Raw genomic sequence first — 21223 nt, 5'->3', positions numbered from 1 at the left:
GGGTAGGGGGTATAGTTGCGGTATGAGTAGTTACAGCCCCGAGCAGGACGATCTGCTCAAGCGCCTTCGTCGTATCGAAGGTCAGGTAGCCGGAATTTCACGCATGGTCGCAGACGACCGGTACTGCATCGACGTGCTCACCCAGGTATCCGCCGCGACGAGCGCGTTGCAGTCCGTGTCCCTGAAGCTTCTCGACGCCCACCTTGCGGGTTGCGTCGTTGAAGCTGCCAAGCAGGGTGGTCCGGAAGCGGACGTCAAGATCAAGGAAGCTCAGGCGGCCATCGCTCGCCTCGTTCGTTCGTAAGGTGTCGGTCCGTCACTCCGTGATGGACCGCGCGAGCGCCCGGGCGGAGAAGCTCACGAAGTACTCGGGTGTGACTTCTTTGGCGATGTTGATGACGATGGTGTCCGACAGGCCTTTGAGTCCGGAGAGCACGAGATGGATCAACGCGGGGTCGTCGATCAACCGGCTCCCTTCGGCTGCAGCAGATTCGGTGAGCGCGCGAATCAATGCCGAGTTGTAGACCGCTACGGATGCGTGAAGTTCCCGCATGCTTTCTCGGTCGGACCCGGCCATGCCTTCGATGTCGCGCCAAGTGGTGGTGAGTCGACCCACCCGTGCCCAGTGCCGAGCAAACTCGGAAATCATGGACTCGAGTAAGGCGCTCAGTCCCTGCTCGCGGGGGAGCGTGTTCACGAAGTCCGCCATTTCCAGCTGACTTTCGCTGAGGAGGGCGGCGAAGATGTCCTGCTTGTCGACGAAGTACTGGTAGATCAGGCCAGTACTGGTGCCGGCTCGTTTGGCGACAGCGCGGATCGTGAGCGCGGAGTAGCCTCCTTCGTCCAGAAGCGAGATCGCCGCGTCGAGAGTTCGGCGTCGACGCACTTCGGCGTCGCCGTAGATCGACTTGCTGCTGGTACTGCTCATTTGATCACCGTAGTCGCGGTGGTCGGCATCCTCAATTCACATCGAACACTGTTCGTTGTCGAACGCCGCCCAGAATTCGATGTGACTCAGATCATAGAATGAACATTGTTCGAAATAGAATGAACATCGTTCATTCTGGTGTTACGGTATGGCGCAGACCACATCGAGGCCAGTGCAAAGCGCTGGACACTCTGCGGTCTGCCTGACCTTTCTTCCCGTATCGATCGGGAGGTCTACACAGTTGTGGAGTACCTATGACACGCACTAACGATGAACGCGCGGCGATCGACATCGCCGCTGCGGCTGGAGAACTTCTGCTCGACCATCGGAAATCCCTCGGCGAAAACGACGGTGATGTCGCGACTTTCAAGAACGCGGCCGATCGGCTCAGTCATGAATTCATCGTCGCCGAACTTGCCCGACGCTTTCCTGCGGATGCAGTGCTGTCGGAGGAAGGGGCTGACGAACTCGCGAGGCTGGCTGCGGATCGGGTGTGGATCGTCGACCCTCTCGACGGCACCCGTGAGTACGGCGAGGCCGGACGATCGGACTGGGCCGTTCATGTTGCGCTGACCGAAAACGGTGTCCTCACAACCGGTGCGGTCGCAATGCCTGCCCTTGGCGTCACCTATTCGAGCAGCGATGATCGGACCGAACGGGATGCCGCAACGCCGGTTCGAGTCGTCGTATCGCGGACGCGTCGTCCGGAACCGGTCATGCGCATGGCCGACTCGATGGGCGCGGAGTTGATCGAAATGGGATCCGCCGGAGCCAAAGCAATGGCGGTCGTCTCGGGTGAGGCAGACATCTACGCACATGCGGGCGGACAGTACGAATGGGATTCGGCGGCGCCCGTTGCTGTCGCACGTGCTGCGGGACTGCATGTTTCGCGTATCGATGGCAGCGAACTGCGCTACAACCAGGAAAACCCGTGGTTGCCGGATCTGCTGATCTGCCGACCCGAACTCGCCCCGAAAGCACTGGAGGAACTGGGCCGATGACCGCGACACTGACGCACCTCGAACGACTCGAAGCCGAGAGCATTCACATCATGCGTGAAGCTGTTGCCCAGAGCGAGAACCCGGTGATGTTGTACTCGGTGGGCAAGGACTCCGCCGTGATGCTGCATCTGGCGCGCAAGGCCTTCTATCCGTCGAAGCTGCCGTTTCCGCTTCTGCACGTCGATACCACGTGGAAGTTCCGTGAAATGTACAAACTTCGTGACAGTACCGCTGCTGCAGGCGATCTCGATCTGATCGTCCACACCAACCCGGACTGCGTGAAGCAGGGGATCAACCCGTTCACTCACGGCAGCGCTGTCCATACCGACATGTGGAAAACCGAAGGCCTCAAACAAGCCCTCGATCACTACAAGTTCGACGCTGCATTCGGCGGCGCCCGCCGTGACGAAGAAAAATCCCGCGCCAAGGAACGCATCTTCTCGATCCGATCAGCTGCGCACCGTTGGGATCCCAAGCAGCAGCGACCGGAACTGTGGCGGATGTACAACGTCCGCAAAGCGCCGGGCGAGAGTCTGCGCGTCTTCCCTCTCTCGAACTGGACCGAGCTGGATGTGTGGGAATACATACGCCAGGAAGAGATTCCGATCGTTCCGCTGTATTTTGCCGACAAGCGGCCCGTCGTAGAGCGGGACGGTGCGCTGATCATGGTCGACGACGACCGGATGCCGTTACTGCCGGGAGAGACCCCGGAACTCAAGAGCGTTCGTTTCCGCACCCTCGGCTGCTACCCGCTGACCGGAGCCGTCGAATCGACCGCAACGAGCCTGACCGAGATCATCTCGGAAATGTTGCTCACCACCACTTCCGAACGCCAGGGACGGGTCATCGACCACGACTCCAGCGCGTCGATGGAGAAGAAGAAGCAAGAGGGGTACTTCTGATGACTGTTTCCTCGGATCTGATCGCTGACGACATCGAGGCGTACCTCGAACGTCATGCGAACAAGAGCATGCTGCGATTCATCACGTGCGGCAGCGTCGACGACGGCAAGAGCACCTTGATCGGCCGTCTGCTCTACGAATCGAAACTCGTCTTCGACGACCAGTTGACGGCGCTCGAAGCCGATTCGCGCAAGAGCGGAACCCAGGGGGAGGGGCTCGATTTCGCGCTCCTGGTCGACGGTCTCGCTGCCGAACGTGAGCAGGGCATCACGATCGACGTCGCCTATCGCTACTTCACGACCGAGCGACGCAAGTTCGTCGTCGCCGATACTCCGGGGCACGAGCAGTACACCCGAAACATGGTGACGGGCGCGTCGACCGCCGATCTTGCTGTGATCCTTGTCGATTCCCGCAAGGGGATACTGACTCAGACCCGCCGGCACTCGTATCTGGTGTCGTTGCTGGGGATCAAGCACGTGGTGCTTGCCGTGAACAAGCTCGACCTCGTCGACTACTCGCAAGAGGTCTTCGATGCCATTACCGCGGATTACGCAGAGTTCGCTCACGAGATCGGTCTGGACGGGTTCGTCGCCATCCCGATGTCGGCATACATGGGTGACAATCTCACCGAGCGCAGTGCGAATACCCCGTGGTATTCCGGACCAAGCCTGATCGAGCATCTCGAAAGCGTGGACATCGACGATGCTGCCGCCGCGGCTCCGTTCCGGATGCCGGTGCAGTGGGTCAACCGGCCGGACCTCGACTTCCGCGGATTCTCCGGCCAGATCGTTTCAGGCACCGTATCTCCCGGAGATCCCATCCGCGTGCTCCCCAGTGGAAAGACGTCCACAGTCGAGCGCATCGTGACCATGGGTGGCGACCTCGACGTTGCCGGTGCGGGCCGCTCGGTCACCATCACGCTCGCCGACGAGATCGACATCAGTCGCGGTGATGTGCTGTCCATCGGCGACAATCCGCCGGCCGTAGCCGATCAGTTCGAGGCCTGCATCGTCTGGATGGGTGAGGCTCCCATGCTGCCCGAACGGCCGTTCCTGTGCCAGATCGGTACCGTCACAGTCACTGCGCGCATCACCAAACCGAAACACAAGATCAACGTCAACACTCTCGAGAAGACCGCAACGACTACTCTCGCGCTCAACGAAATCGGTGTGTGCAACCTCAGTTTCGATCGACCGGTCCCGTTCGACCCGTACGTCGGTAACCGTGACACCGGTAGCTTCATCCTCATCGACCGCCTTACCAACGGCACTGTCGGTGCGGGCATGATCACGCACTCGCTGCGTCGATCGGACAACATTCACTGGCAATCCGTCGACGTCGACGAGGCCGCGCACACCAGGCTCAAGGGACACCAACCCGCAGTTCTGTGGTTCACCGGTCTCTCCGGTTCGGGAAAGTCGACCATCGCGAACGATGTCGAGCGTCAACTGCACGCACTCGGCGCGCACACCTACCTCCTCGACGGAGACAACGTCCGTCACGGGCTGAATCGAGACCTCGGATTCACCGAAGCCGACCGCGTCGAGAACATCCGTCGCGTCACCGAGGTCACCCGACTGATGGCGGACGCCGGTCTGATCGTGCTCGCGTCCTTCATTTCACCGTTCGAGGCCGAGCGTCATGCCGCCCGTGAATTGATCGGCGACGGACAGTTCGTCGAAATCTTCGTCGACACCGCTCTTGCCGTCGCAGAGGAGCGAGATCCCAAGGGTCTGTACAAGAAGGCTCGACGGGGCGAGTTGGTGAACTTCACCGGAATCGATTCGCCGTACGAACCGCCGCAGAACCCTGACATTCACATCGACACCAGTGTCACGACGACCGAGGACGCTGCGATCGCGATCGTCGACCATCTCCGCGCCCGCGGAACCATTTCTTGATCCGCCTGAACACGAGGAGCATCCATGCCTGACAGGGCTGAAATAGTTTCTGCCGTAGAAGATTACGTCAAGTGTCTCGGAAGTCACGACGTCGACGGACTGGTTGCGCTGTTTGCGCCCGACGCAGTTCAACACGAACCGCTGGGGGTCCAGACCTACCGCGGAATCGACGAGATTCGCGAATTCGATACCGCGAACGCGCAGGTCGATTTCACAGTCAGCCTGCTCGGTCCGATTTCGGTGACGGGAAAGTACGCAGCCATGCAGCTTCGGGTGCAGCGCGCCGGTATCCCTGACTTCGCTGCCACCGATGTGTTCGAGTTCGACGAGAACGGCAAGATCATCTCCCTGAGTGTTGTTCTCGATCCGCAGGCGCTGTGCTGACCCATCAGGGCCTGCTGGCAGGCAAGGTTGTCGTCGTCTCGGGAGTGGGCCCGGCGCTCGGTCGTTCGATTGCGCTGCAGAGCGCGGCGGCCGGAGCGAAGGTTGTTCTGGCTGCCCGCACACCCGAGCGCTTGGAATCGGTGGCAACGGAGATTCGAGACCGCGGCGGAATCGCGTTGGCCGTCCCGACGAACCTCACCGACGTCGATTCGATCGCTTCGTTGGCGGAGACAACTGTCGCTGAGTTCGGTGCGGTGCATTGCTTGGTGAACAACGCATTTGTTCAACCCGCGCAGGTCCCGCTCCTGGACGCCGACGTGGCGTCCATCCAGTCGGGCATCGACATCAACTTGCTCGCGGCGTTGAACGTCACCAGAGAATTTGCTCCGGCATTGATCGAGTCGCACGGGTCCGTCGTGATGGTCACGTCCATGGTGTTGCGCAACCAGCTTCCCGGGTTCGGGGCCTACCGCATCATGAAATCCGGGCTCCTGGCAATGGCACGCAGTTTGTCGATCGATCTCGGTCCCAAGGGCGTTCGAGTCAATTCGGTTGCTCCCGGCTATATCTGGGCGGACTCGGTCAAGAACATGTTCGAGAAGAAGGCGGCGGAGGCAGGAGTCGACCCCAAGGTGATCTACGACGAGATCGCAGCGGGCGCCGATCTGCGCCGATTGCCGGAGCCAGATGACATCGCAAACGCTGTCGTCTTCCTCCTGTCCGATTCAGCCAGGGCCATCACAGGGCAATGTCTCGACGTCAACTGCGGTCACACGCACCACTGATCAACTCATACAAGGACTAGCCATGACACAGGATTACGACGGCATCGGTTCCATCGATCACCTGCACCAGGCTGCGCGCGAGGCGGCCGGGTACGAAAACTTCGGCAGCGAAGGCTATCTCGAAGGACTTCGAGTTCTCCTCGAGTCGTTCCAGAACGAGGCCGACCTCACTCCTCACGGCAAGGTGATCGCTCGCAAGATGATCGTCGGAGCGCTCGCGGGTCGCCTGACCAGTGAGGCCGGATTCGCGAAATATCCAGAGCACGTAGATGTTCCGATCGAACGCCCGATCTTCGTGGTCGGGTTGACCCGCACCGGCAGCACCGCGCTGCACCGCTTGCTCGGTGCCGACCCAGCGCATCAGGGCGCCGAGATGTGGCTCGCCGAGACGCCGCAGCCGCGCCCCGAGCGCGACACGTGGTCGGAGAACGAAGATTACGTTCGCTCCGACGCCTTCTACCGTGCTCGCCAGCGTAACGAGGCAGACCTGATGAAGGTTCATTTCATGGGGGCGGAGGAGGTCGAGGAATGCTGGCGGCTGCTGCAGCAGACGATGCTCTCGACCGCGTTCGAGACGGTGGCGTACGTGCCGAGTTACACCCGGTGGCTGGCGGAGCAGGACTGGACCGAAACATATGCGCGGCACAAGAAGAACCTGCAGTTGATCGGGCTGCACGACCAGGACAGACGGTGGGTGCTCAAAAGCCCGAGCCATGTCTTCGCGATCGACGAGATCATGTCGGTCTATCCGGATGCACTGTTCGTTCGGACCTTCCGGGACCCGTTGACATCGATGGCGTCCACCTTCAGCCTCGTAGAGCAGGGCGGACACGACATGTCGAGGGCCTTCGATCGTCCGGCCATCGGGCGCACGCAACTGGAGTTGTGGGCGCGAGGGAATGCGAACTTCAACAATGCCCGTAGCCGTTACAACCCCGATCAGTTCATCGACGTCGACTACAAGGACTTCATCGCCGATGCGGTCGGCACCGTCGAGAAGATCTATGCACAGTTCGCCCTGCCCTTCACAGACGACGCCCGCGCCGCGGTGGAGGCGTCGCATCAGGCCAGCCTTGCCGAGCACCGTCGTCCGTCGCATCGCTATTCGCTCGAGGATTTCGGCGTGAGCGCTGCCGACGTCGAAGCGAAGTTCGCCACCACACCCTGAAGCCCTCCGGCCCTGTGCGCCTTTTTGGTAGTGCCGACTACCAAAAAGGCGCACAGGGCGAAGCCCCAACCGAAACAAGGAGATTCACATGAATGCTGTTTGGGAAAAGTTCTGCGCAGATCTGCTCGAGGTCGGAAAGGTCCTGGAAGACGAGATCGTCCCTCAGGATCCGCTGACTCAAGCCGAGGGCGTCCGCTACCTGAGTCGGTTGCTTCGGTACGGCACGATCAACTGTGTCGAGTACACCGATCCGCGGTGGCCGCAGTTCTCGTCGGCTCCGAACCCGAACATGATGACGAAGATCGGTGCCGACAACCCGGACAACGTCTACATGCGCGCCAACATTTCCGGTAAGTACAACTACCGGATCATCGGCACCCGAGGCACCGTCCCGCTGATCACCTTCGGCTCGCGCGTAAATCGGTACCACATCGACGGCACCATGCTGCAGACCGGCGATCTGCATATCCACGACCTCGAGGTCGACGAGAACGGCCGTTTCGAGTTCATCGCGAGCGTCGACAAGCCCGATGAGGGCGCTTGGCTGCCTTTGGCGCCCGACAGCAACCTCATCTCCGTTCGGCAAACTCACCAGGATCGACGCAACGAGATTGTCGGTGATCTGACCATCGAATGCCTGAACCCGGACGGGGAGTTCGTCCCGTTGACTCCGGAAGAGATCGGCGAGCGCCTCACCAAGTCCGTCGGGATCGTGAAGGGGATGGCGGAGACCTTCCTGGAATGGTCGCGCAAATTCCAGCCGCACACCAACGAGATCTTCGACTGGGGACAGGACTACTTCCAGGATGCCGGCGGCGATCCGACGATCTTCTACTTCCACGGTTACTGGAAGCTCGCCGAGGACGAGGCGTGGGTCATCGAGACCGAGGTTCCGAACTGCGAGTACTTCAACTTCGTGCTGCAGAACTTCTGGGTCGAGTCCCTCGACTACAACCGCACGAACATCTACATCAACAATCACACCGCGAAGCTCAACGACGACGGCACCATGACAATCGTCGTGGCGGCGAAGGATCCGGGTTATGGCAACTGGATCGACACCGATTCGCATGCCGAGGGGACATGGGCGCTGCGCTGGATCAAGGCGGACTCGCACCCGATCCCGACGTCGAAGGTAGTCAAGATCTGACACGCTGACGGAGATTGGGAACGTATGTACACCAGGAAGATTAGGTTCGGCCCTCGCTTTGTCGCGCTCGGGCTTGCCGGTGCATTGATGTTGGCCGGCTGCGCGTCGAGCAGTGGGGACAACTCGGGATCGGCTTCACCGAGCAGTAGTGGCGCAGCTGGTTTTGTGGGCGCCCCAGATGTGGGGGAGCGGATCTACGGCGGTGTTCTCACCTTCGGGTCCTATTCGTTCCCTTCCTCGTTGGACCCCACGAGAACGCAAGCCGCCGGTTCGACCGGCGGAACCGAAATGGCCGCGATTTACGACACGCTGGTACGCAGCGACTCCACAAACGGGAGCTTCGTGCCACAACTCGCGAAGACACTGTCGAACAACAGCGACTTCACCTCGTACACCGTCACTTTGGCTGACGGCCTCACCTTCAGCGACGGAAGTCCGCTCGACGCGGAAGCGGTGAAGTGGAGTATCGATCGATTCGTGGCAGGCAAGGGTGATGTATCGCAGACCTGGCTCAACATCGTGGATCGGATCGAGACGCCCGACGCCACCACAGTCGAATTCGTGCTCGAGCGGCCCTGGCGTCAATTCCCGGCGCTGTTGTCGCTCGGGCCCGGAATGATCGTTGCGCGAAGTTCAGGGGGAGAGGCAGGGTCGGTTTCAGGAACCGGGGAGAGAGCGTTCACACCGATCGGGGCGGGTCCGTTCACCTTGGCCAAGTTCGCCCCGCACGAAGAACTGGTACTCGCCGCACGCACGGATTATCAGGGCGGTAAACCTCCACTGGACACAGTGCGGTTTGTTCCCACGTCGGGTGCGCAGTCTCAGTACGAATCGTTGAAGAGCGGCCAGATCGACATGACGTACATCCTCCGCGACGAGGCCGTGATCGAACAAGCTCTCGACGACGGATACTCGGGTTACCTCAGTCCGACCGGACAGAACGGGATCGGCACGATCAACAACCGTGAGGGCAAGCCCGGGGCCGATGTTCGCGTCCGTCAGGCGATCGCCTACGGGGTGGATCCGGCGGCGGTCAATACCCGGGCGAACAACGGATTGGGCACCGCCAGTTCCGAACTGGTCCCGCAGACGTCACGTTGGTACAACAACACAGCAGGCATTCCGTTCGATCAGGTGAAGGCAAAGGCGCTGCTCGATCAAGCGAAGTCCGACGGGTACGACGGGAAACTCCGCTACCTCACCACCTCGGAGCCGAGCCAACAGGCGACGGCACTGACGGTTCAGGCGTCGCTGAACGCGATCGGTTTCGACGTCACCATCGACTACGCGACCGATGTGACCGATCTGGTTCGACGGGTATACAAGGACCACGATTTCGACATGACCAGAGGTGGCGCTCCGGTCGGAGAAGAAGCGCCGTACCTCAATTTGTACAACAGTATGGCCAGTGATTCGAAGAACAACCCGTCCGGCTTCGCGGACCCGGAGATGGACGCGATGATCACAGCTGTGCAGACGGCATCGACGGACAATGCTGTCCGTGAGGCGATCAGCAAGGTGCAGGAGTACGCCAACGCGACTGTGCCTTACGTGATCTGGGGGCCGGCGTCGGTGTTGACCGCATGGGACGGCAACGTTCACGGCGTCGTTCGCAACATCACCGACATCATGTTCTTGGGCGGCGCTTGGATCTCGCCCAACGGCGAAACGGTGGAACGATGAAGTGGTCCTTGGCGGGTGCGATGATCGACGCGCTGGAACTGTGCGAGTTGGCGCAGGTCGCCGAAGAGGTGGGGTTCGACGGAATCGCGATGCCGGATTCCGTGTTCTATCCGGAGCAGGTGTCGGCGCCGTACCCGTACACTGCTGACGGGAAGCGGATGTGGGCGCCCGAGACGCCGATGCCTGATCCGTTCATTGCCATGGCGGCGATGGCGGCCGTCACATCGCGAATTCAGTTCTACACCAACGTGTTCAAACTTCCACTGCGCGATCCGCTGTTGACTGCCAAGCAGGTCGCGACCATGGCCGTGATGTCGAGGAACCGCGTCGCTCTCGGCGTCGGTTTGTCCTGGATTCCCGAGGAATTCACCTTCACCGGTACCGAGATGCGCACCCGCGGCGCGCGTACCGACGAAGCCATCGAGATCATCAAGGCGGTGTGTGCGGGACGTGGGCCGGAATGGGTCGAATACCACGGCAAGCACTACGATTTCGACGCTCTGATGATCAGTCCTGCTCCGGAGATTCCGGTTCCGATCTACATCGGTGGGCACAGCGAACCGGGGTTGCGTCGTGCAGCCAGGCTGGCTGACGGTTGGATGTCGGTGAACACGACCAAAGCCGAATTAGCCTGCGCCATCGATCGTCTCACGGAATTGCGGGTCGAGTACGGTCGTGCCGATGTTCCTTTCGGCGTCAACGTCTCGCCGACGGATGTTCGTGATCTGGACGGATATCGCGAACTCGAGACTCTCGGAGTCACGGAAATCAGAGTTTTGCCCTGGTATCACTACGGAGTTGACTCCGGTGATCGTCAGGGACGACTCGACTCCATTCGGCGGTTTGCCGAGGAGGTCATCGCTCAGTACTGATCGATCAGCGTCTGCATCGCCCGGCCGTAGAGTTTTGCCAACTCGTCGCGATCTGCGGACTGGGGGATACTTTCGTCGCTGAGGACGCTCAACAGCCCGGACACCTGGGCGGAGACCAGGAGTGCGCGGGTGTACGCGTCTTCGCCGTCTAGACGAGCGGCGAGATTGGTGGCGAATACTCCGGTCATGTCTCGGAGTCGCTCCCGGATGCGTGGACTGTCCGACGCTCGCATGAGCGCTGTGTACACCGACAGCATCCGGGCGTCGGCCTTGCCCAGGACGAAGGCGGCGATTCGCTCACCGAGGGTGTCGAGTGGGCCGTCGAACTGGCCTTCGAAGTAGTCCGCAACCGGCGTGGTTTCCAGGAACAGTGCTTCTTTGGACCCGAAATGCCGGATGACCAGGGCCGGATCGATTCCGGCAACTTTGGCGATGGCGCGAACTGACGTGCCGCCGAACCCGTGCTCGCCGAACAGTTGGAACGCCGCCGCGCGAATCGCCTCGGATGTCGAGGGGTGCTCCTGCTCTGGCGTGTGCCTCGTGGGTGTCACGACATCGACCTCTGTGCTCGCTCGCCGACCGCGTTGTCAACGGCGTTGACTATAACGTGTCAACGGTGTTGACTGTTGAGTCTGTCAACGGTGTTGACAGCTAGATGCGGTTAGTGAAGAGAGCGTGGAATATGACAGATACCGACGTCCGAGCACCCAGCGAAGAAGTTGTCGATCCGCCGACCAATTGGAAGATGGTGGGCAGTGGACTCGCATTTCCGTTGTTCTTCGTCATCATGTTCTGCTTGTGCTACGTCAGCGCCTTCCATTCGCCGACGCCGAATCAGGCACCGATCGTGGTGGTCGGGTCGCCGTCCGTCACGGCCCCGCTGATCGACGGAATCCAGGCTTCGTCGGGTGACAAGTTCGACATCGTTGCCACAGCCAACGCCGCCGACGCACTCTCTCGGATCGACAACCGCGATGCGATCGGCGCCATCGAGATCGGTGACACCGTGACCGCACATATCGCCACCGGCGCGGGCGCCTCGACGGTTTCCGTGGTGAGCAGCTTGGCGCATTCGGTTGCGGAGCAGACGGGGCAGCAGGTCACGGTGATCGACTCGGCGCCTGTCACGGCGCGCGACTCCTCGACTGTCGGACTCTTCTACTTCCTGATCGTCTGCACCCTCGGTGGCTACCTGACCATCACGGTGCTCAGTCAGGTTGCGCCGAGAATGCGGTTGCGAGAGCAGTATTCGATCCTGGCCGGTGCGGCGATACTCACCCCGCTCATAGCCTTCGGCATCACCAGCATCTTCATGCACGCCTTCGGGGCGTCATTCGGCCAGATCCTGCAACTGCTGGGAATCTCGATGGTTTACACGTTCACCGTCGGTGCGGTGAGCATTCTGCTCAATCGACTGCTCGGCCAAGCCGCGATCTTCGCGGTGCTGACGGTGCTCGTTTTCATCAACTTCCCGAGTTCGGGTGGTGCCATTCCGGTGTCGTTCCTGCCGGGATTCTGGCAGCACATCCATTCGTTCTGGCTCGGATCGGCAGCCATGGAGCCCATCCGCTCCGTCATCTACTTCAGTGGCAACGGCGCCGGACCGCACCTGCTCGTTCTGGGGATCTGGCTGGTCGCGGCACTCGGCCTGACCGGACTGCTCGCCTCTCGCCAGTCGAAAAAGGCAGCAGCGCACTGAGTGTGGTGGGGCCGGCGATTGCCGACCCCACCCGAACCCTTTACTTCAGCCGTACCGCGTCGGTGCCCGGTCCGTCGAGCATCGCGGACCCCAGCAGGATGTCCGGAATGCCGAACCCGTCGATCAGTGTCTCGACGTGGGGGCGCAGGGTGCGGCAACGCTCGTTGATTCCGCGCGTCACGGCCTTCGAACGCTCCACCGACAGATGCCGGTGCTCCATGAACCAGGCCTTGTCCTCTTCGATCACGGACAGTGCGTAGAGATCGCACACCTCGCCGAAGAGTTCCTTTGCGGTCTCGTCCTCACACGAGTCGATGCCGGCGACGAATGCTTCCAGGATGACGCGCTCGATGTGCGCCTGAGCGGCTTTGAGCACGTGGTCCTGCACGAAGTTGAACGCGTCGAACGGGTTCTCCTCGCGCTTCTGCGCTGCCTGCAATCGCCTTGCCGCAGTGGCGAGTAGGTACTCTTCGCGGTCTTCGAACATCTTCATCTGGGTGCCGCGATTGAAGAGGCTGCCGTCCTCTTCGTTGTCCTGGCGAGTGTCGACGATCGTCTGCAGGATCTGCTGCGCTGCCGTGCGTTTCTTGACCACGTCGGAGACCGTCGTAGCGGCGAAGCGCATCCAGTCGACCGGGCTCATGCCGCGGACTTCGTCGGCGTAGGAGGTGAGGAGTTCTTTTGCGACCAACTGCGTCAGAACGTGGTTGTCACCCTCGAACGTGGTGAAGACGTCGGTGTCCGCCTTGAGTGCGGTGAGGCGGTTCTCGGCGAGATAGCCTGCGCCGCCGCAGGCTTCGCGTGCCTCCTGGATGGCCCGAGTGGCATGCCAGGTGTTGGCGGCCTTGAGTCCGGCGGCGCGACCTTCGAGTTCGCGCTGCTCCTGCGGATCCGGGTCGTCGCTGCTCTGGATGTCGTGCATCGCGGCTACGAGTTCGTTCTGTGCGAACTGCAGAGCGTACGAGCGGGCGATCAACGGCAGCAGACGCTTCTGGTGGACGAGGTAGTCCATGATCAGGACTTCGTCGTCACTCTTCGGAGCACTGAACTGCCTGCGCTGCAGGGCGTATCGACCGGCGATGGCCAATCCGACGCGGGCGGCCGCTGCCGCGGAACCACCGACGGTGACACGTCCACGAACCAGTGTGCCGACCATCGTGAAGAAACGACGGTTCGGGTTCTCGATCGCCGAGCTGTACGTGCCGTCCTCGGCGACGTCGGCGTAACGGTTGAGTAGATTCTCACGCGGGATGCGGACCTGGTCGAAGACGATGCGGCCGTTGTCGACTCCGGGCAGTCCACCCTTGAGCCCGCAGTCGGACGTCGTGACGCCGGGGAGGTCGTTGCCGGCGTCGTCACGAATCGGCACGACAAAGCAGTGGACGCCCTGACTTTCGCCTCCGGTGATCAGCTGTGCGAACACCGCTGCGACGGTGGCGTGCTGGGCAGCGCCGCCGATGTAGTCCTTGCGAGAGGACGGAGTGGGGGAGTTGACGACGAACTCGCCCGTCTCGACGTCGTAGGTCGCCGTGGTTTCGAGTTCCTGGACGTCGCTGCCGTGACCGGTCTCGGTCATCGCAAAGCAACCGAGCAGGTCCAGATCGATCAGCGGCTTGACGTACGCCTGGTGGTGACGCTCGGTGCCGAGGTTTTCGATGGCGCCGCCGAACAGACCCCACTGGACGCCGGCCTTGACCATCAGTGAGAGGTCGGACATCGCGAGCATCTCGATGCTGGTGACGGCGCCACCCGCGTCGCCCGTTCCGCCGTGAGAGACCGCGAAACCGTTTGCGGCGTACCCGAGATCGGCGAGGACCCGCATCTGTTCGAGAGCCTTGGAGCGCGCAATGGCGGTGTTGGGTGTGTAGTGCGGAGCAAAACGTTCGTCGTTCAATTCGCCGCGAACGCGCTCACGCACCTCCCGCCAGCGTCCGTCGAGTGTTGTCCTGAGGTGGTCCGCTGTGGTGGCCATGGAACCGACGATAGCGCGTAGCGCACCGCGGGCAACCCGGTTCGATCCCAACCTCACATTCAGCAGGAGCCCGCGGCACCCGCTTCGATTCCTTGGCGGAAGAGTTCCTTCTCGCTCTCGGACATAGCCTGGTACGAAGGGTCGTTCTCGACGATCTTCAGGAAGTCGGCGCCCGCCGTCTGGGTCGACGTGTCGCCGCTCTGAACACGCTGCTGAACGTAGACGGACACCGCCGAACACCCGCCGAGAAACGCGGGGTCGGTGCTCGTCGCCGCGGTGGTTCGAGCCGAGTCGGTGGCACTCGGCGGCGACGAAACTGTCGCCTTGTCGTCGTTCGAAGCGTCCGAACCACACGATGTGAGAAGAATCGCAGCCGAGACCATCAGCGTCGTCAACAGTCGCTTCATGCCCGGAATCGTCTCACGCGGGGCCCGGTTCGACCGGAAAACTCGCCTCGAGCACCGAAGTCCTACACCCTGTCGTTGTCAGATTCGACAGAACTGGGACACTGGAAGCCGTGACTGTGTCTTCCGGTGATCCCGACGTGCATGCAACGAACTCCGCTCGGCTCTTCGAACGTGCCGGCAACGTGATTCCGGGTGGCGTCAACTCGCCCGTCCGCGCGTTCGGTTCGGTCGGCGGAACACCGCGATTCATTCGCGAAGCATCCGGCTACACCCTCACCGACGTCGACGGAAACAACTACGTCGACCTGGTGTCGTCCTGGGGTCCGATGATTCTCGGGCACGCTCACCCGGCAGTCGTCGAAGCAGTTCGCGAAGCAGCCCTCGGAGGTCTCTCCTTCGGTGCGCCGACCGAAGGCGAAGTTGCTCTCGCCGAGGAAATCGTCGCCCGCGTCGCGCCCGTGGAAAAGGTTCGTCTGGTCAACTCCGGAACCGAAGCCACGATGAGCGCAGTCCGCCTCGCCCGCGGATTCACCGGGCGGACCAAGATCGTCAAGTTCTCCGGTTGCTATCACGGCCACGTCGACGCCCTTCTCGCCGACGCCGGATCCGGCCTCGCGACGTTCGGGCTGCCGACCTCTCCCGGCGTGACCGGCGCTCAAGCAGAAGACACCATCGTCGTGCGCTACAACGATCTCGACGCGGTGGCCGCGGCCTTCGCGGCCAATCCCGGCGCCATCGCGTGCGTCATCACCGAAGCTGCCGCCGGAAACATGGGCGCCGTCGCACCGCTTCCCGGTTTCAACGAGGGTCTGCGTCGTCTCACCCGTGAGCACGGCGCACTCCTGATCATGGACGAGGTGATGACCGGATTCCGCGTCAGTGCCTCGGGTTGGTACGGCATCGACAACGTCGCAGGCGACCTCTACACCTTCGGCAAGGTCATGAGCGGCGGCCTGCCTGCCGCAGCATTCGGCGGCCGCGCCGACATCATGGGCCACCTCGCACCGGACGGTCCCGTCTACCAGGCAGGCACCCTCTCGGGTAACCCCGTAGCCGTCGCCGCCGGACTCGCGAGCCTGCGCGCCGCCGACGCCGAGGTGTACGCCAAGCTCGGCCGGAACGCGACCGCCCTCGGCGACCTCATGACCCAAGCACTCACCGCCGAAGGCGTCGAACACCGAGTGCAGTACGCAGGCACCTTGGTGAGCGTGTTCTTCACCGAGAACACGGTGACCAACTACGACGAAGCCAAAGCCGCGCAGACCTGGCGATTCCCCGCCTTCTTCCACGCACTGCTCTCCCGCGGCGTGTACCCGCCGCCGAGCGCGTTCGAAGCGTGGTTCGTCTCCGCAGCCCTCGACGATCGAGCCTTCTCGATCATCGCCGACGCCATGCCTCACGCAGCCAAGGCCGCAGCTGCTGCCGTCAAGCCCTGAGCAGTTCCAGTTCCAGAACACCGCACGCTTCCGACATCCATCATCTTCAGCGAGGACCCTCGACTGTGACCGACGCCGATCACCCCGACCACACGTCCACCCGCACCATCGTCCACGTCCTGCGCCACGGCGAAGTACACAACCCGCGCGGGATCCTCTACGGACGGCTCCCGGGTTTCCGGTTGTCGGTGGCGGGCGAAGCTCAGGCTCGTGCGGTCGCGTCGGTGCTCGCCGATCACGACATCACCCACGTGGTCGCGTCGCCGCTGCAGCGGGCACAAGAGACCGCGACTCCGATCGCCGAGGCACACAAGCTCGACATCGTCACGGACGAAAACCTGATCGAGGCAGGCAACGAGTTCGAGGGTCTCAAGGTTGCCGTCGGGGACGGTGCGCTCTCGCGTCCGCGTCACTGGTGGAAACTGCGTGACCCGTTCACCCCGTCCTGGGGCGAGCCCTACCTGCAGATCGCCCATCGCATGCTCGCAGCCGTCAATGCCGCACGCGTCGCGGCAGTCGGACACGAAGCCGTCGTCGTAAGCCATCAGCTTCCGGTCTGGACACTGCGTCGATTCCTGCAGGGCGAGCGTCTCTGGCACGATCCCCGTCACCGTCAGTGTGGACTGGCGTCGTTGACTTCACTGGTCTACGAAGGCGACACCCTGGTCGACATCGTCTACTCCGAACCTGCCGGCGCCTCCGACCCGAGAGTGACAGGAGCATGATTTCGCGCCGCATCGCCGCAGCATTCGCAGCCGCTGCGTCGGCGATGCTTCTTCTCTCGTCCTGCGCGACCGGCGACGACGCCGTCGCACAGGGCGGAACTTTCGACTTCGTCTCACCGGGCGGACAAACCAAGATCTTCTACGATCCGCCGTCCGACCGAGGCACCATCGGCAAGCTCTCCGGGCCCGATCTGATGAACGAAGGTCAGAAGGTCGGTGTCGACGACTTCGAGGGCAAGGTCGTCGTCCTCAACGTCTGGGGTCAGTGGTGCGGACCGTGCCGTGCCGAAGCCGACGATCTGGAACAGGTCTACGAGCAGACCAAGGATTCGGGCGTGCAGTTCCTCGGCATCAACGTCCGCGACGACACCAAGAACAAAGCGCAGGACTTCGTGGTCGACAACAAGGTCTCGTACCCGTCGATCTACGACCCGTCGATGCGTTCGCTGATCGCCCTCGGTGACGGCTACCCCACGTCGGTCATTCCGACGACGATCGTGCTGGACCGCCAGCATCGCGTCGCCGCGGTGTTCCTCCAAGAACTTCTCGCCGAGGATTTGCTGCCCGTCGTCCAGCGAGTAGCTCAGGAAGACGCGCAGTAAAGATGACAACCACGACCACTACGCTGCTGGCCGGCAGCGACACATTGAGTGCCGGTGTGGGCGAAGCGTTTCAGAACGCGGCGTCGTCCGGTCCGCTTCTGCTCGCCCTCGGCGCCTGTGTGCTCGCCGGTCTGGTGTCGTTCGCTTCACCGTGCGTCGTGCCGCTCGTTCCCGGCTACCTGTCCTACCTGGCCGGCGTCGTCGGTGCCGACGCCCCCGCGATCACCGCGGACGAGGCGAGGACCCGGACGATCACCCGGAGCAGTCGCCTGAGGGTGGCCGGTGCGGCCGGACTGTTCGTCGCGGGCTTCACCGTTGTGTTCGTCCTCGCGACCGCGTCGGTATTCGGCGTGATCTCCACGCTGCTCGTCAACCGCGAGGTCCTGATGCGAGTGGGCGGTGTCGTCACCATCGCAATGGGTCTCGTCTTCATCGGGCTGATTCCGGCGCTGCAGAAGGACGTTCGTTTCGAACCGCGTCGCGTGTCGTCACTGGTGGGTGCGCCGCTGCTCGGGGGAGTGTTCGCTCTGGGCTGGACGCCGTGCCTCGGTCCGACATTGGCAGGCGTGATGTCCGTAGCGGCGGGAACCGACGGGATGACCGCCGCTCGTGGTGTCACGTTGATCGTCGCGTACTGCATCGGACTCGGCCTGCCGTTCATCATCTTGGCGCTGGGATCGGCGCGCGCGCTGACCGGCGTCGGCTGGTTGCGTCGTAATGCACGCACCATTCAAATTTTCGGCGGAATCATGTTGGTGGCAGTGGGAATCGCCCTCGTCACAGGCGCGTGGGACCAGTTCGTCGGCTGGGTTCGCGACGCATTTATCTCGGAGGTGACGCTGCCGATATGACAGCTGACGACAATAACGACCACCCGAAACCCGTGCTGCCGAAGCAGTCGGTGATCGGTCGAGTCGTTGCACTCGGGCGCAACACCTGGCGCGGGCTCACCTCGATGCGGACCGCGCTGGTACTGCTGTTCCTCCTCGCGCTCGCTGCGATCCCCGGCGCCCTGCTGCCACAGCGAACCCTCAACGAGGGCAAGGTCACCGACTACATCGCCGCGCGTCCGACGCTCGGTCCGTGGATGGACCGCCTCGAATTGTTCGACGTGTTCAGCAGTTTCTGGTTCACCGCGATCTACGCATTGCTCTTCATCTCGCTGGTCGGCTGCATCCTGCCGCGTTGCGTGGAGCACGCGAAGGCGCTGCGCACCCGTCCGGTGAATGCGCCGCGCAATCTTGCTCGCCTGCCGCACCACACCAAGAGCGTCGTGGACGGCGAGACTCCCGACGAACTTGCTGCCCGGGTGTCGAAAGAACTGCGCGGGTGGCGCGTCGAAACGCGTCGCGGCGATTCGAAATCACGACGCGAAGGCGAGATCACCATCTCGGCGGAGAAGGGATACCTCCGCGAGTTCGGCAACCTCGTGTTCCACCTCTCGCTGGTCGGATTGTTGATCGCGATCGCCGCGGGCAAGTTGTTCGGCTACGAGGGCAATCGCATCGTCATCGCCAACGACGGCCCCGGGTTCTGCACCACCTCGCCGGCAGTGTTCGACTCCTTCGTCGCCGGTCTGAGCCTCGACGGCACCGGCATGACCCCGCTGTGTGTACGTGTGAAGAATTTCCAGGCCGACTACCTCGAGACCGGTCAGGCCGAGATGTTCACCTCGGACATCTCGTACCAGGCAGGCGACGACCTCGAGTCCGATACCTGGCGGGACACGACCATCCAGGTGAACCACCCACTGCGGATCGCCGGCGATCGTGTGTACCTGCAGGGACACGGATACGCGCCGACATTCACCGTCACGTTCCCGAACGGTGAGACCCGCACCGAGACGCTCCAGTGGCGTCCGGACGACGCCACGACGTTCCTGAGCAGTGGCGCGATGCGCTTCGACCCGCCGGGCGGCATGTATCCCGATGCGAACGAGCGTCGGAAGAATCAGATTGCCATCGAAGGATTGTTCGCGCCCACCGCGCTGTTCCACGGCAACCTGCTGTCGTCGAGCTACCCGGCGATGAACGATCCGGCAGTCGCCATCGACATCTACAAGGGCGACACCGGACTCGATACCGGTAACCCGCAATCGCTGTTCGAACTCAACACCGAACTGATCAATCAGGGCCGACTGGTCAAGCAGGATCGAGTCAATCTGTTTCCGGGGGAGAGCGCGACGCTTGCCGACGGAACCCAGGTGCGATTCGATGGTGCCGTCGACTTCGTGAACCTGCAGGTCTCCCACGATCCCGCTCAGGTGTGGGTGTTGGTTTCGGCGTTGACCATGATGGCGGGCCTACTCGTCTCGCTCGTGATCAAGCGTCGCCGCGTCTGGGCACGTATCTATCCAGATGACGAACGACGTACTGTAGTAGAACTTGGTGGGCTTGCCCGCACCGACCACGCAGGCTGGGGCGACGAGTTCGACCGCCTCGCCGACCGCTTGCTGAAAAGCAATCCGACCACCGCGGTGAACCAACCGCACGCGCAGGAGAACGCCCGATGACAACGAACGAGACACTCGCGCAGTACAGCGACTGGGCCTTCAAGTCCGCCTTCACCGTGCTCGTGCTGGCGTTTGTGCTGCTCATCGTGCAGTACGCGTCGGCCAGAGCAAAGGCGGTTCAGGACAAGGAACTGGTCTCCGCCGGCGGTGTCGACGCATCCGTGCCTGGCAGGGTCGCGGAGACTCCGAGCAAGTCGCTCTCGGAACGATTCGGCGGAATGGGCCGAGCTGTCCTGGTCGTCGGAACGGTGCTGATCATCGCGTCGATCGTGCTCCGCGGATTTGCGACGGAACGATTCCCGCTCGGCAACATGTACGAATTCGTGGCGATGGCGTGTGCGGCGTCGTTGCTGGTCGGGCACGTCCTGTTGATCAAGCCGGCGTACCGTCCGATGTGGGTCTTCTTGCTGGTGCCGGTTCTGATCTTGATGTTCCTCGCCGGCACGGTCCTTTACGCCGACGCGGCTCCCGTGGTTCCGGCGCTGCGCTCGTACTGGCTTCCGATTCACGTGACGATCGTCAGCGTCGGTTCCGGAATCTTCATGATCGGCGGTATCGCGAGCCTTCTGTTCCTGCTGCGACTGAAGTTCCCGCCCGGTGACGAAGGCACGAGTATCGGTGGCCGGATCGCAGAGCGACTGCCCGATGCCCAGACTCTCGACCGCTTGGCGTACAAGAGCACGATCATCGCGTTTCCGCTGTTCGGCGCCGGCGTCATCCTCGGTGCCATCTGGGCGGAAGCTGCGTGGGGACGCTTCTGGGGTTGGGATCCGAAGGAGACGATGTCCTTCATCGCCTGGGTGATCTACGCGGCCTACCTGCATGCGAGGGCAACGTCCGGGTGGCGGGAGACGAAGGCCGCCTGGATCAACATCGCCGGTTTTGTTGCGATGCTGTTCAATCTCTTCATCATCAACATGGTCGTCTCCGGCTTGCACTCCTACGCGGGACTCACCTGATCCTCTCGAGGTACCGTGGGTGGCTGCCGACCGGTCTGTAGGTATTACCGGTAGGTACGTCAGGGGCGGGCAACAGTTACGATGCAGCTTGGCGAATTACTAGCTGTCTGGTAGCTGTGGGATCGACGAGGGGGAGC

The 21223-nt window shown here is 62.3% G+C and carries 21 protein-coding genes; 17 read left to right on the top strand and 4 right to left on the bottom strand.

What is annotated here, in order from left to right:
• Window positions 1-22 precede the first annotated feature (22 nt).
• On the top strand, window positions 23-304 hold the full coding sequence (locus G4D79_RS26055; protein ID WP_003942012.1) for a metal-sensitive transcriptional regulator: 282 nt from the start codon (window positions 23-25) through the stop codon (window positions 302-304).
• Window positions 305-316: 12 nt separating this feature from the next.
• Here G4D79_RS26055 and G4D79_RS26050 read toward each other — a convergent pair whose 3' ends face one another.
• Entirely contained in the window at window positions 317-928 is a 612-nt protein-coding gene (locus tag G4D79_RS26050; RefSeq protein WP_214514543.1) for a TetR/AcrR family transcriptional regulator, read from the bottom strand.
• Window positions 929-1182: 254 nt separating this feature from the next.
• Here G4D79_RS26050 and G4D79_RS26045 point away from each other — a divergent pair, with 254 nt between their 5' ends.
• The 9 genes from G4D79_RS26045 (at window position 1183) to G4D79_RS26005 (ending at window position 10774) form a co-directional block, all read left to right on the top strand.
• On the top strand, window positions 1183-1929 hold the full coding sequence (locus tag G4D79_RS26045) for a 3'(2'),5'-bisphosphate nucleotidase CysQ (protein ID WP_214514542.1): 747 nt from the start codon (window positions 1183-1185) through the stop codon (window positions 1927-1929).
• Window positions 1926-2831: a sulfate adenylyltransferase subunit CysD gene (cysD, locus tag G4D79_RS26040; protein ID WP_019744365.1), complete on the top strand. Its 906-nt coding sequence runs from the start codon at window positions 1926-1928 to the stop codon at window positions 2829-2831. The genes G4D79_RS26045 and cysD overlap by 4 nt, the downstream gene beginning before the upstream one ends.
• Entirely contained in the window at window positions 2831-4732 is a 1902-nt protein-coding gene (cysN, locus tag G4D79_RS26035; protein ID WP_063314774.1) for a sulfate adenylyltransferase subunit CysN, read from the top strand. Before cysD ends, cysN begins: the two co-directional genes overlap by 1 nt.
• 24 nt (window positions 4733-4756) lie before the next feature.
• Window positions 4757-5116 carry a nuclear transport factor 2 family protein gene (locus tag G4D79_RS26030; protein ID WP_003942015.1) on the top strand — a complete coding sequence of 120 codons (360 nt, stop codon included), beginning with the start codon at window positions 4757-4759 and terminating at the stop codon, window positions 5114-5116.
• Window positions 5110-5901 carry an SDR family oxidoreductase gene (locus G4D79_RS26025; RefSeq protein WP_075832653.1) on the top strand — a complete coding sequence of 264 codons (792 nt, stop codon included), beginning with the start codon at window positions 5110-5112 and terminating at the stop codon, window positions 5899-5901. Before G4D79_RS26030 ends, G4D79_RS26025 begins: the two co-directional genes overlap by 7 nt.
• Before the next feature lie 22 nt (window positions 5902-5923).
• Window positions 5924-7069 (top strand): sulfotransferase, encoded by a 1146-nt coding sequence (locus G4D79_RS26020; RefSeq protein WP_075832655.1) that lies wholly within the window; start codon window positions 5924-5926, stop codon window positions 7067-7069.
• Between the two features lie 88 nt (window positions 7070-7157).
• Window positions 7158-8219: a DUF1214 domain-containing protein gene (locus G4D79_RS26015; RefSeq protein ID WP_042925645.1), complete on the top strand. Its 1062-nt coding sequence runs from the start codon at window positions 7158-7160 to the stop codon at window positions 8217-8219.
• Window positions 8220-8243: 24 nt separating this feature from the next.
• Window positions 8244-9902, top strand: a complete 1659-nt coding sequence (locus tag G4D79_RS26010) for an ABC transporter substrate-binding protein (protein ID WP_214514541.1) — start codon at window positions 8244-8246, stop codon at window positions 9900-9902.
• Entirely contained in the window at window positions 9899-10774 is an 876-nt protein-coding gene (locus tag G4D79_RS26005; protein WP_007735289.1) for a TIGR03619 family F420-dependent LLM class oxidoreductase, read from the top strand. Before G4D79_RS26010 ends, G4D79_RS26005 begins: the two co-directional genes overlap by 4 nt.
• Here the strand turns inward: G4D79_RS26005 and G4D79_RS26000 are convergent.
• The gene (locus G4D79_RS26000) at window positions 10765-11325 is read right to left on the bottom strand and encodes a TetR family transcriptional regulator (RefSeq protein ID WP_007735287.1); all 561 of its coding nucleotides are present in this window, start codon (window positions 11323-11325) and stop codon (window positions 10765-10767) included. The genes G4D79_RS26005 and G4D79_RS26000 overlap by 10 nt on opposite strands.
• A gap of 131 nt (window positions 11326-11456) precedes the next feature.
• Between G4D79_RS26000 and G4D79_RS25995 the strand changes: the two genes are divergently transcribed.
• Window positions 11457-12473 (top strand): ABC transporter permease, encoded by a 1017-nt coding sequence (locus G4D79_RS25995; protein ID WP_075832659.1) that lies wholly within the window; start codon window positions 11457-11459, stop codon window positions 12471-12473.
• A gap of 40 nt (window positions 12474-12513) precedes the next feature.
• Here the strand turns inward: G4D79_RS25995 and G4D79_RS25990 are convergent, their stop codons facing one another.
• A complete protein-coding gene (locus G4D79_RS25990; RefSeq protein WP_024487810.1) occupies window positions 12514-14445 on the bottom strand; it encodes an acyl-CoA dehydrogenase in 1932 nt (643 codons plus the stop codon).
• Between the two features lie 59 nt (window positions 14446-14504).
• On the bottom strand, window positions 14505-14852 hold the full coding sequence (locus tag G4D79_RS25985) for a hypothetical protein (RefSeq protein ID WP_007735283.1): 348 nt from the start codon (window positions 14850-14852) through the stop codon (window positions 14505-14507).
• A 110-nt stretch (window positions 14853-14962) separates the two neighbouring features.
• On the opposite strand from G4D79_RS25985, the gene hemL reads away from it, so the two are divergent.
• The 6 genes from hemL to ccsB all read left to right on the top strand — a co-directional run bounded on the left by hemL (window position 14963) and on the right by ccsB (window position 21086).
• Window positions 14963-16288: a glutamate-1-semialdehyde 2,1-aminomutase gene (hemL, locus tag G4D79_RS25980; RefSeq protein ID WP_037129903.1), complete on the top strand. Its 1326-nt coding sequence runs from the start codon at window positions 14963-14965 to the stop codon at window positions 16286-16288.
• Between the two features lie 65 nt (window positions 16289-16353).
• The gene (locus G4D79_RS25975; protein ID WP_003941868.1) at window positions 16354-17013 is read left to right on the top strand and encodes a histidine phosphatase family protein; all 660 of its coding nucleotides are present in this window, start codon (window positions 16354-16356) and stop codon (window positions 17011-17013) included.
• Entirely contained in the window at window positions 17010-17615 is a 606-nt protein-coding gene (locus tag G4D79_RS25970) for a TlpA disulfide reductase family protein (protein WP_003942071.1), read from the top strand. The genes G4D79_RS25975 and G4D79_RS25970 overlap by 4 nt, the downstream gene beginning before the upstream one ends.
• Before the next feature lie 2 nt (window positions 17616-17617).
• Complete coding sequence (locus tag G4D79_RS25965) at window positions 17618-18466, top strand: cytochrome c biogenesis CcdA family protein (RefSeq protein WP_003941906.1); 849 nt, start codon at window positions 17618-17620, stop codon at window positions 18464-18466.
• Entirely contained in the window at window positions 18463-20127 is a 1665-nt protein-coding gene (locus G4D79_RS25960) for a cytochrome c biogenesis protein ResB (protein WP_063314766.1), read from the top strand. Before G4D79_RS25965 ends, G4D79_RS25960 begins: the two co-directional genes overlap by 4 nt.
• Window positions 20124-21086, top strand: a complete 963-nt coding sequence (gene ccsB, locus G4D79_RS25955; protein ID WP_003941951.1) for a c-type cytochrome biogenesis protein CcsB — start codon at window positions 20124-20126, stop codon at window positions 21084-21086. The genes G4D79_RS25960 and ccsB overlap by 4 nt, the downstream gene beginning before the upstream one ends.
• The last annotated feature ends 137 nt before the right edge of the window (window positions 21087-21223 follow it).

It is taken from the genome of Rhodococcus sp. WY5, assembly GCF_018588185.1.
GTDB classification, from domain to species: domain Bacteria; phylum Actinomycetota; class Actinomycetes; order Mycobacteriales; family Mycobacteriaceae; genus Rhodococcus_F; species Rhodococcus_F qingshengii.
The sequence above is the reverse complement of the archived record's forward strand: the minus strand, read 5'-3'. Positions and strand labels throughout refer to the sequence as shown.

Excerpts from the sequence above, each read along its gene's own strand:
- G4D79_RS25970 (WP_003942071.1), top strand. The coding sequence starts at position 17,010 with ATGATTTCGCGCCGCATCGCCGCAGCATTCGCAGCCGCTGCGTCGGCG.
- G4D79_RS25990 (WP_024487810.1), bottom strand. The coding sequence starts at position 14,445 with ATGGCCACCACAGCGGACCACCTCAGGACAACACTCGACGGACGCTGG.
- ccsB (WP_003941951.1), top strand. The coding sequence starts at position 20,124 with ATGACAACGAACGAGACACTCGCGCAGTACAGCGACTGGGCCTTCAAG.
- G4D79_RS26055 (WP_003942012.1), top strand. The coding sequence starts at position 23 with ATGAGTAGTTACAGCCCCGAGCAGGACGATCTGCTCAAGCGCCTTCGT.
- cysN (WP_063314774.1), top strand. The coding sequence starts at position 2,831 with ATGACTGTTTCCTCGGATCTGATCGCTGACGACATCGAGGCGTACCTC.
- G4D79_RS26005 (WP_007735289.1), top strand. The coding sequence starts at position 9,899 with ATGAAGTGGTCCTTGGCGGGTGCGATGATCGACGCGCTGGAACTGTGC.
- G4D79_RS25965 (WP_003941906.1), top strand. The coding sequence starts at position 17,618 with ATGACAACCACGACCACTACGCTGCTGGCCGGCAGCGACACATTGAGT.
- G4D79_RS26015 (WP_042925645.1), top strand. The coding sequence starts at position 7,158 with ATGAATGCTGTTTGGGAAAAGTTCTGCGCAGATCTGCTCGAGGTCGGA.
- G4D79_RS26010 (WP_214514541.1), top strand. The coding sequence starts at position 8,244 with ATGTACACCAGGAAGATTAGGTTCGGCCCTCGCTTTGTCGCGCTCGGG.
- G4D79_RS25960 (WP_063314766.1), top strand. The coding sequence starts at position 18,463 with ATGACAGCTGACGACAATAACGACCACCCGAAACCCGTGCTGCCGAAG.
- G4D79_RS25985 (WP_007735283.1), bottom strand. The coding sequence starts at position 14,852 with ATGAAGCGACTGTTGACGACGCTGATGGTCTCGGCTGCGATTCTTCTC.
- G4D79_RS26030 (WP_003942015.1), top strand. The coding sequence starts at position 4,757 with ATGCCTGACAGGGCTGAAATAGTTTCTGCCGTAGAAGATTACGTCAAG.
- cysD (WP_019744365.1), top strand. The coding sequence starts at position 1,926 with ATGACCGCGACACTGACGCACCTCGAACGACTCGAAGCCGAGAGCATT.
- G4D79_RS26020 (WP_075832655.1), top strand. The coding sequence starts at position 5,924 with ATGACACAGGATTACGACGGCATCGGTTCCATCGATCACCTGCACCAG.
- G4D79_RS26045 (WP_214514542.1), top strand. The coding sequence starts at position 1,183 with ATGACACGCACTAACGATGAACGCGCGGCGATCGACATCGCCGCTGCG.
- G4D79_RS25995 (WP_075832659.1), top strand. The coding sequence starts at position 11,457 with ATGACAGATACCGACGTCCGAGCACCCAGCGAAGAAGTTGTCGATCCG.
- G4D79_RS26050 (WP_214514543.1), bottom strand. The coding sequence starts at position 928 with ATGAGCAGTACCAGCAGCAAGTCGATCTACGGCGACGCCGAAGTGCGT.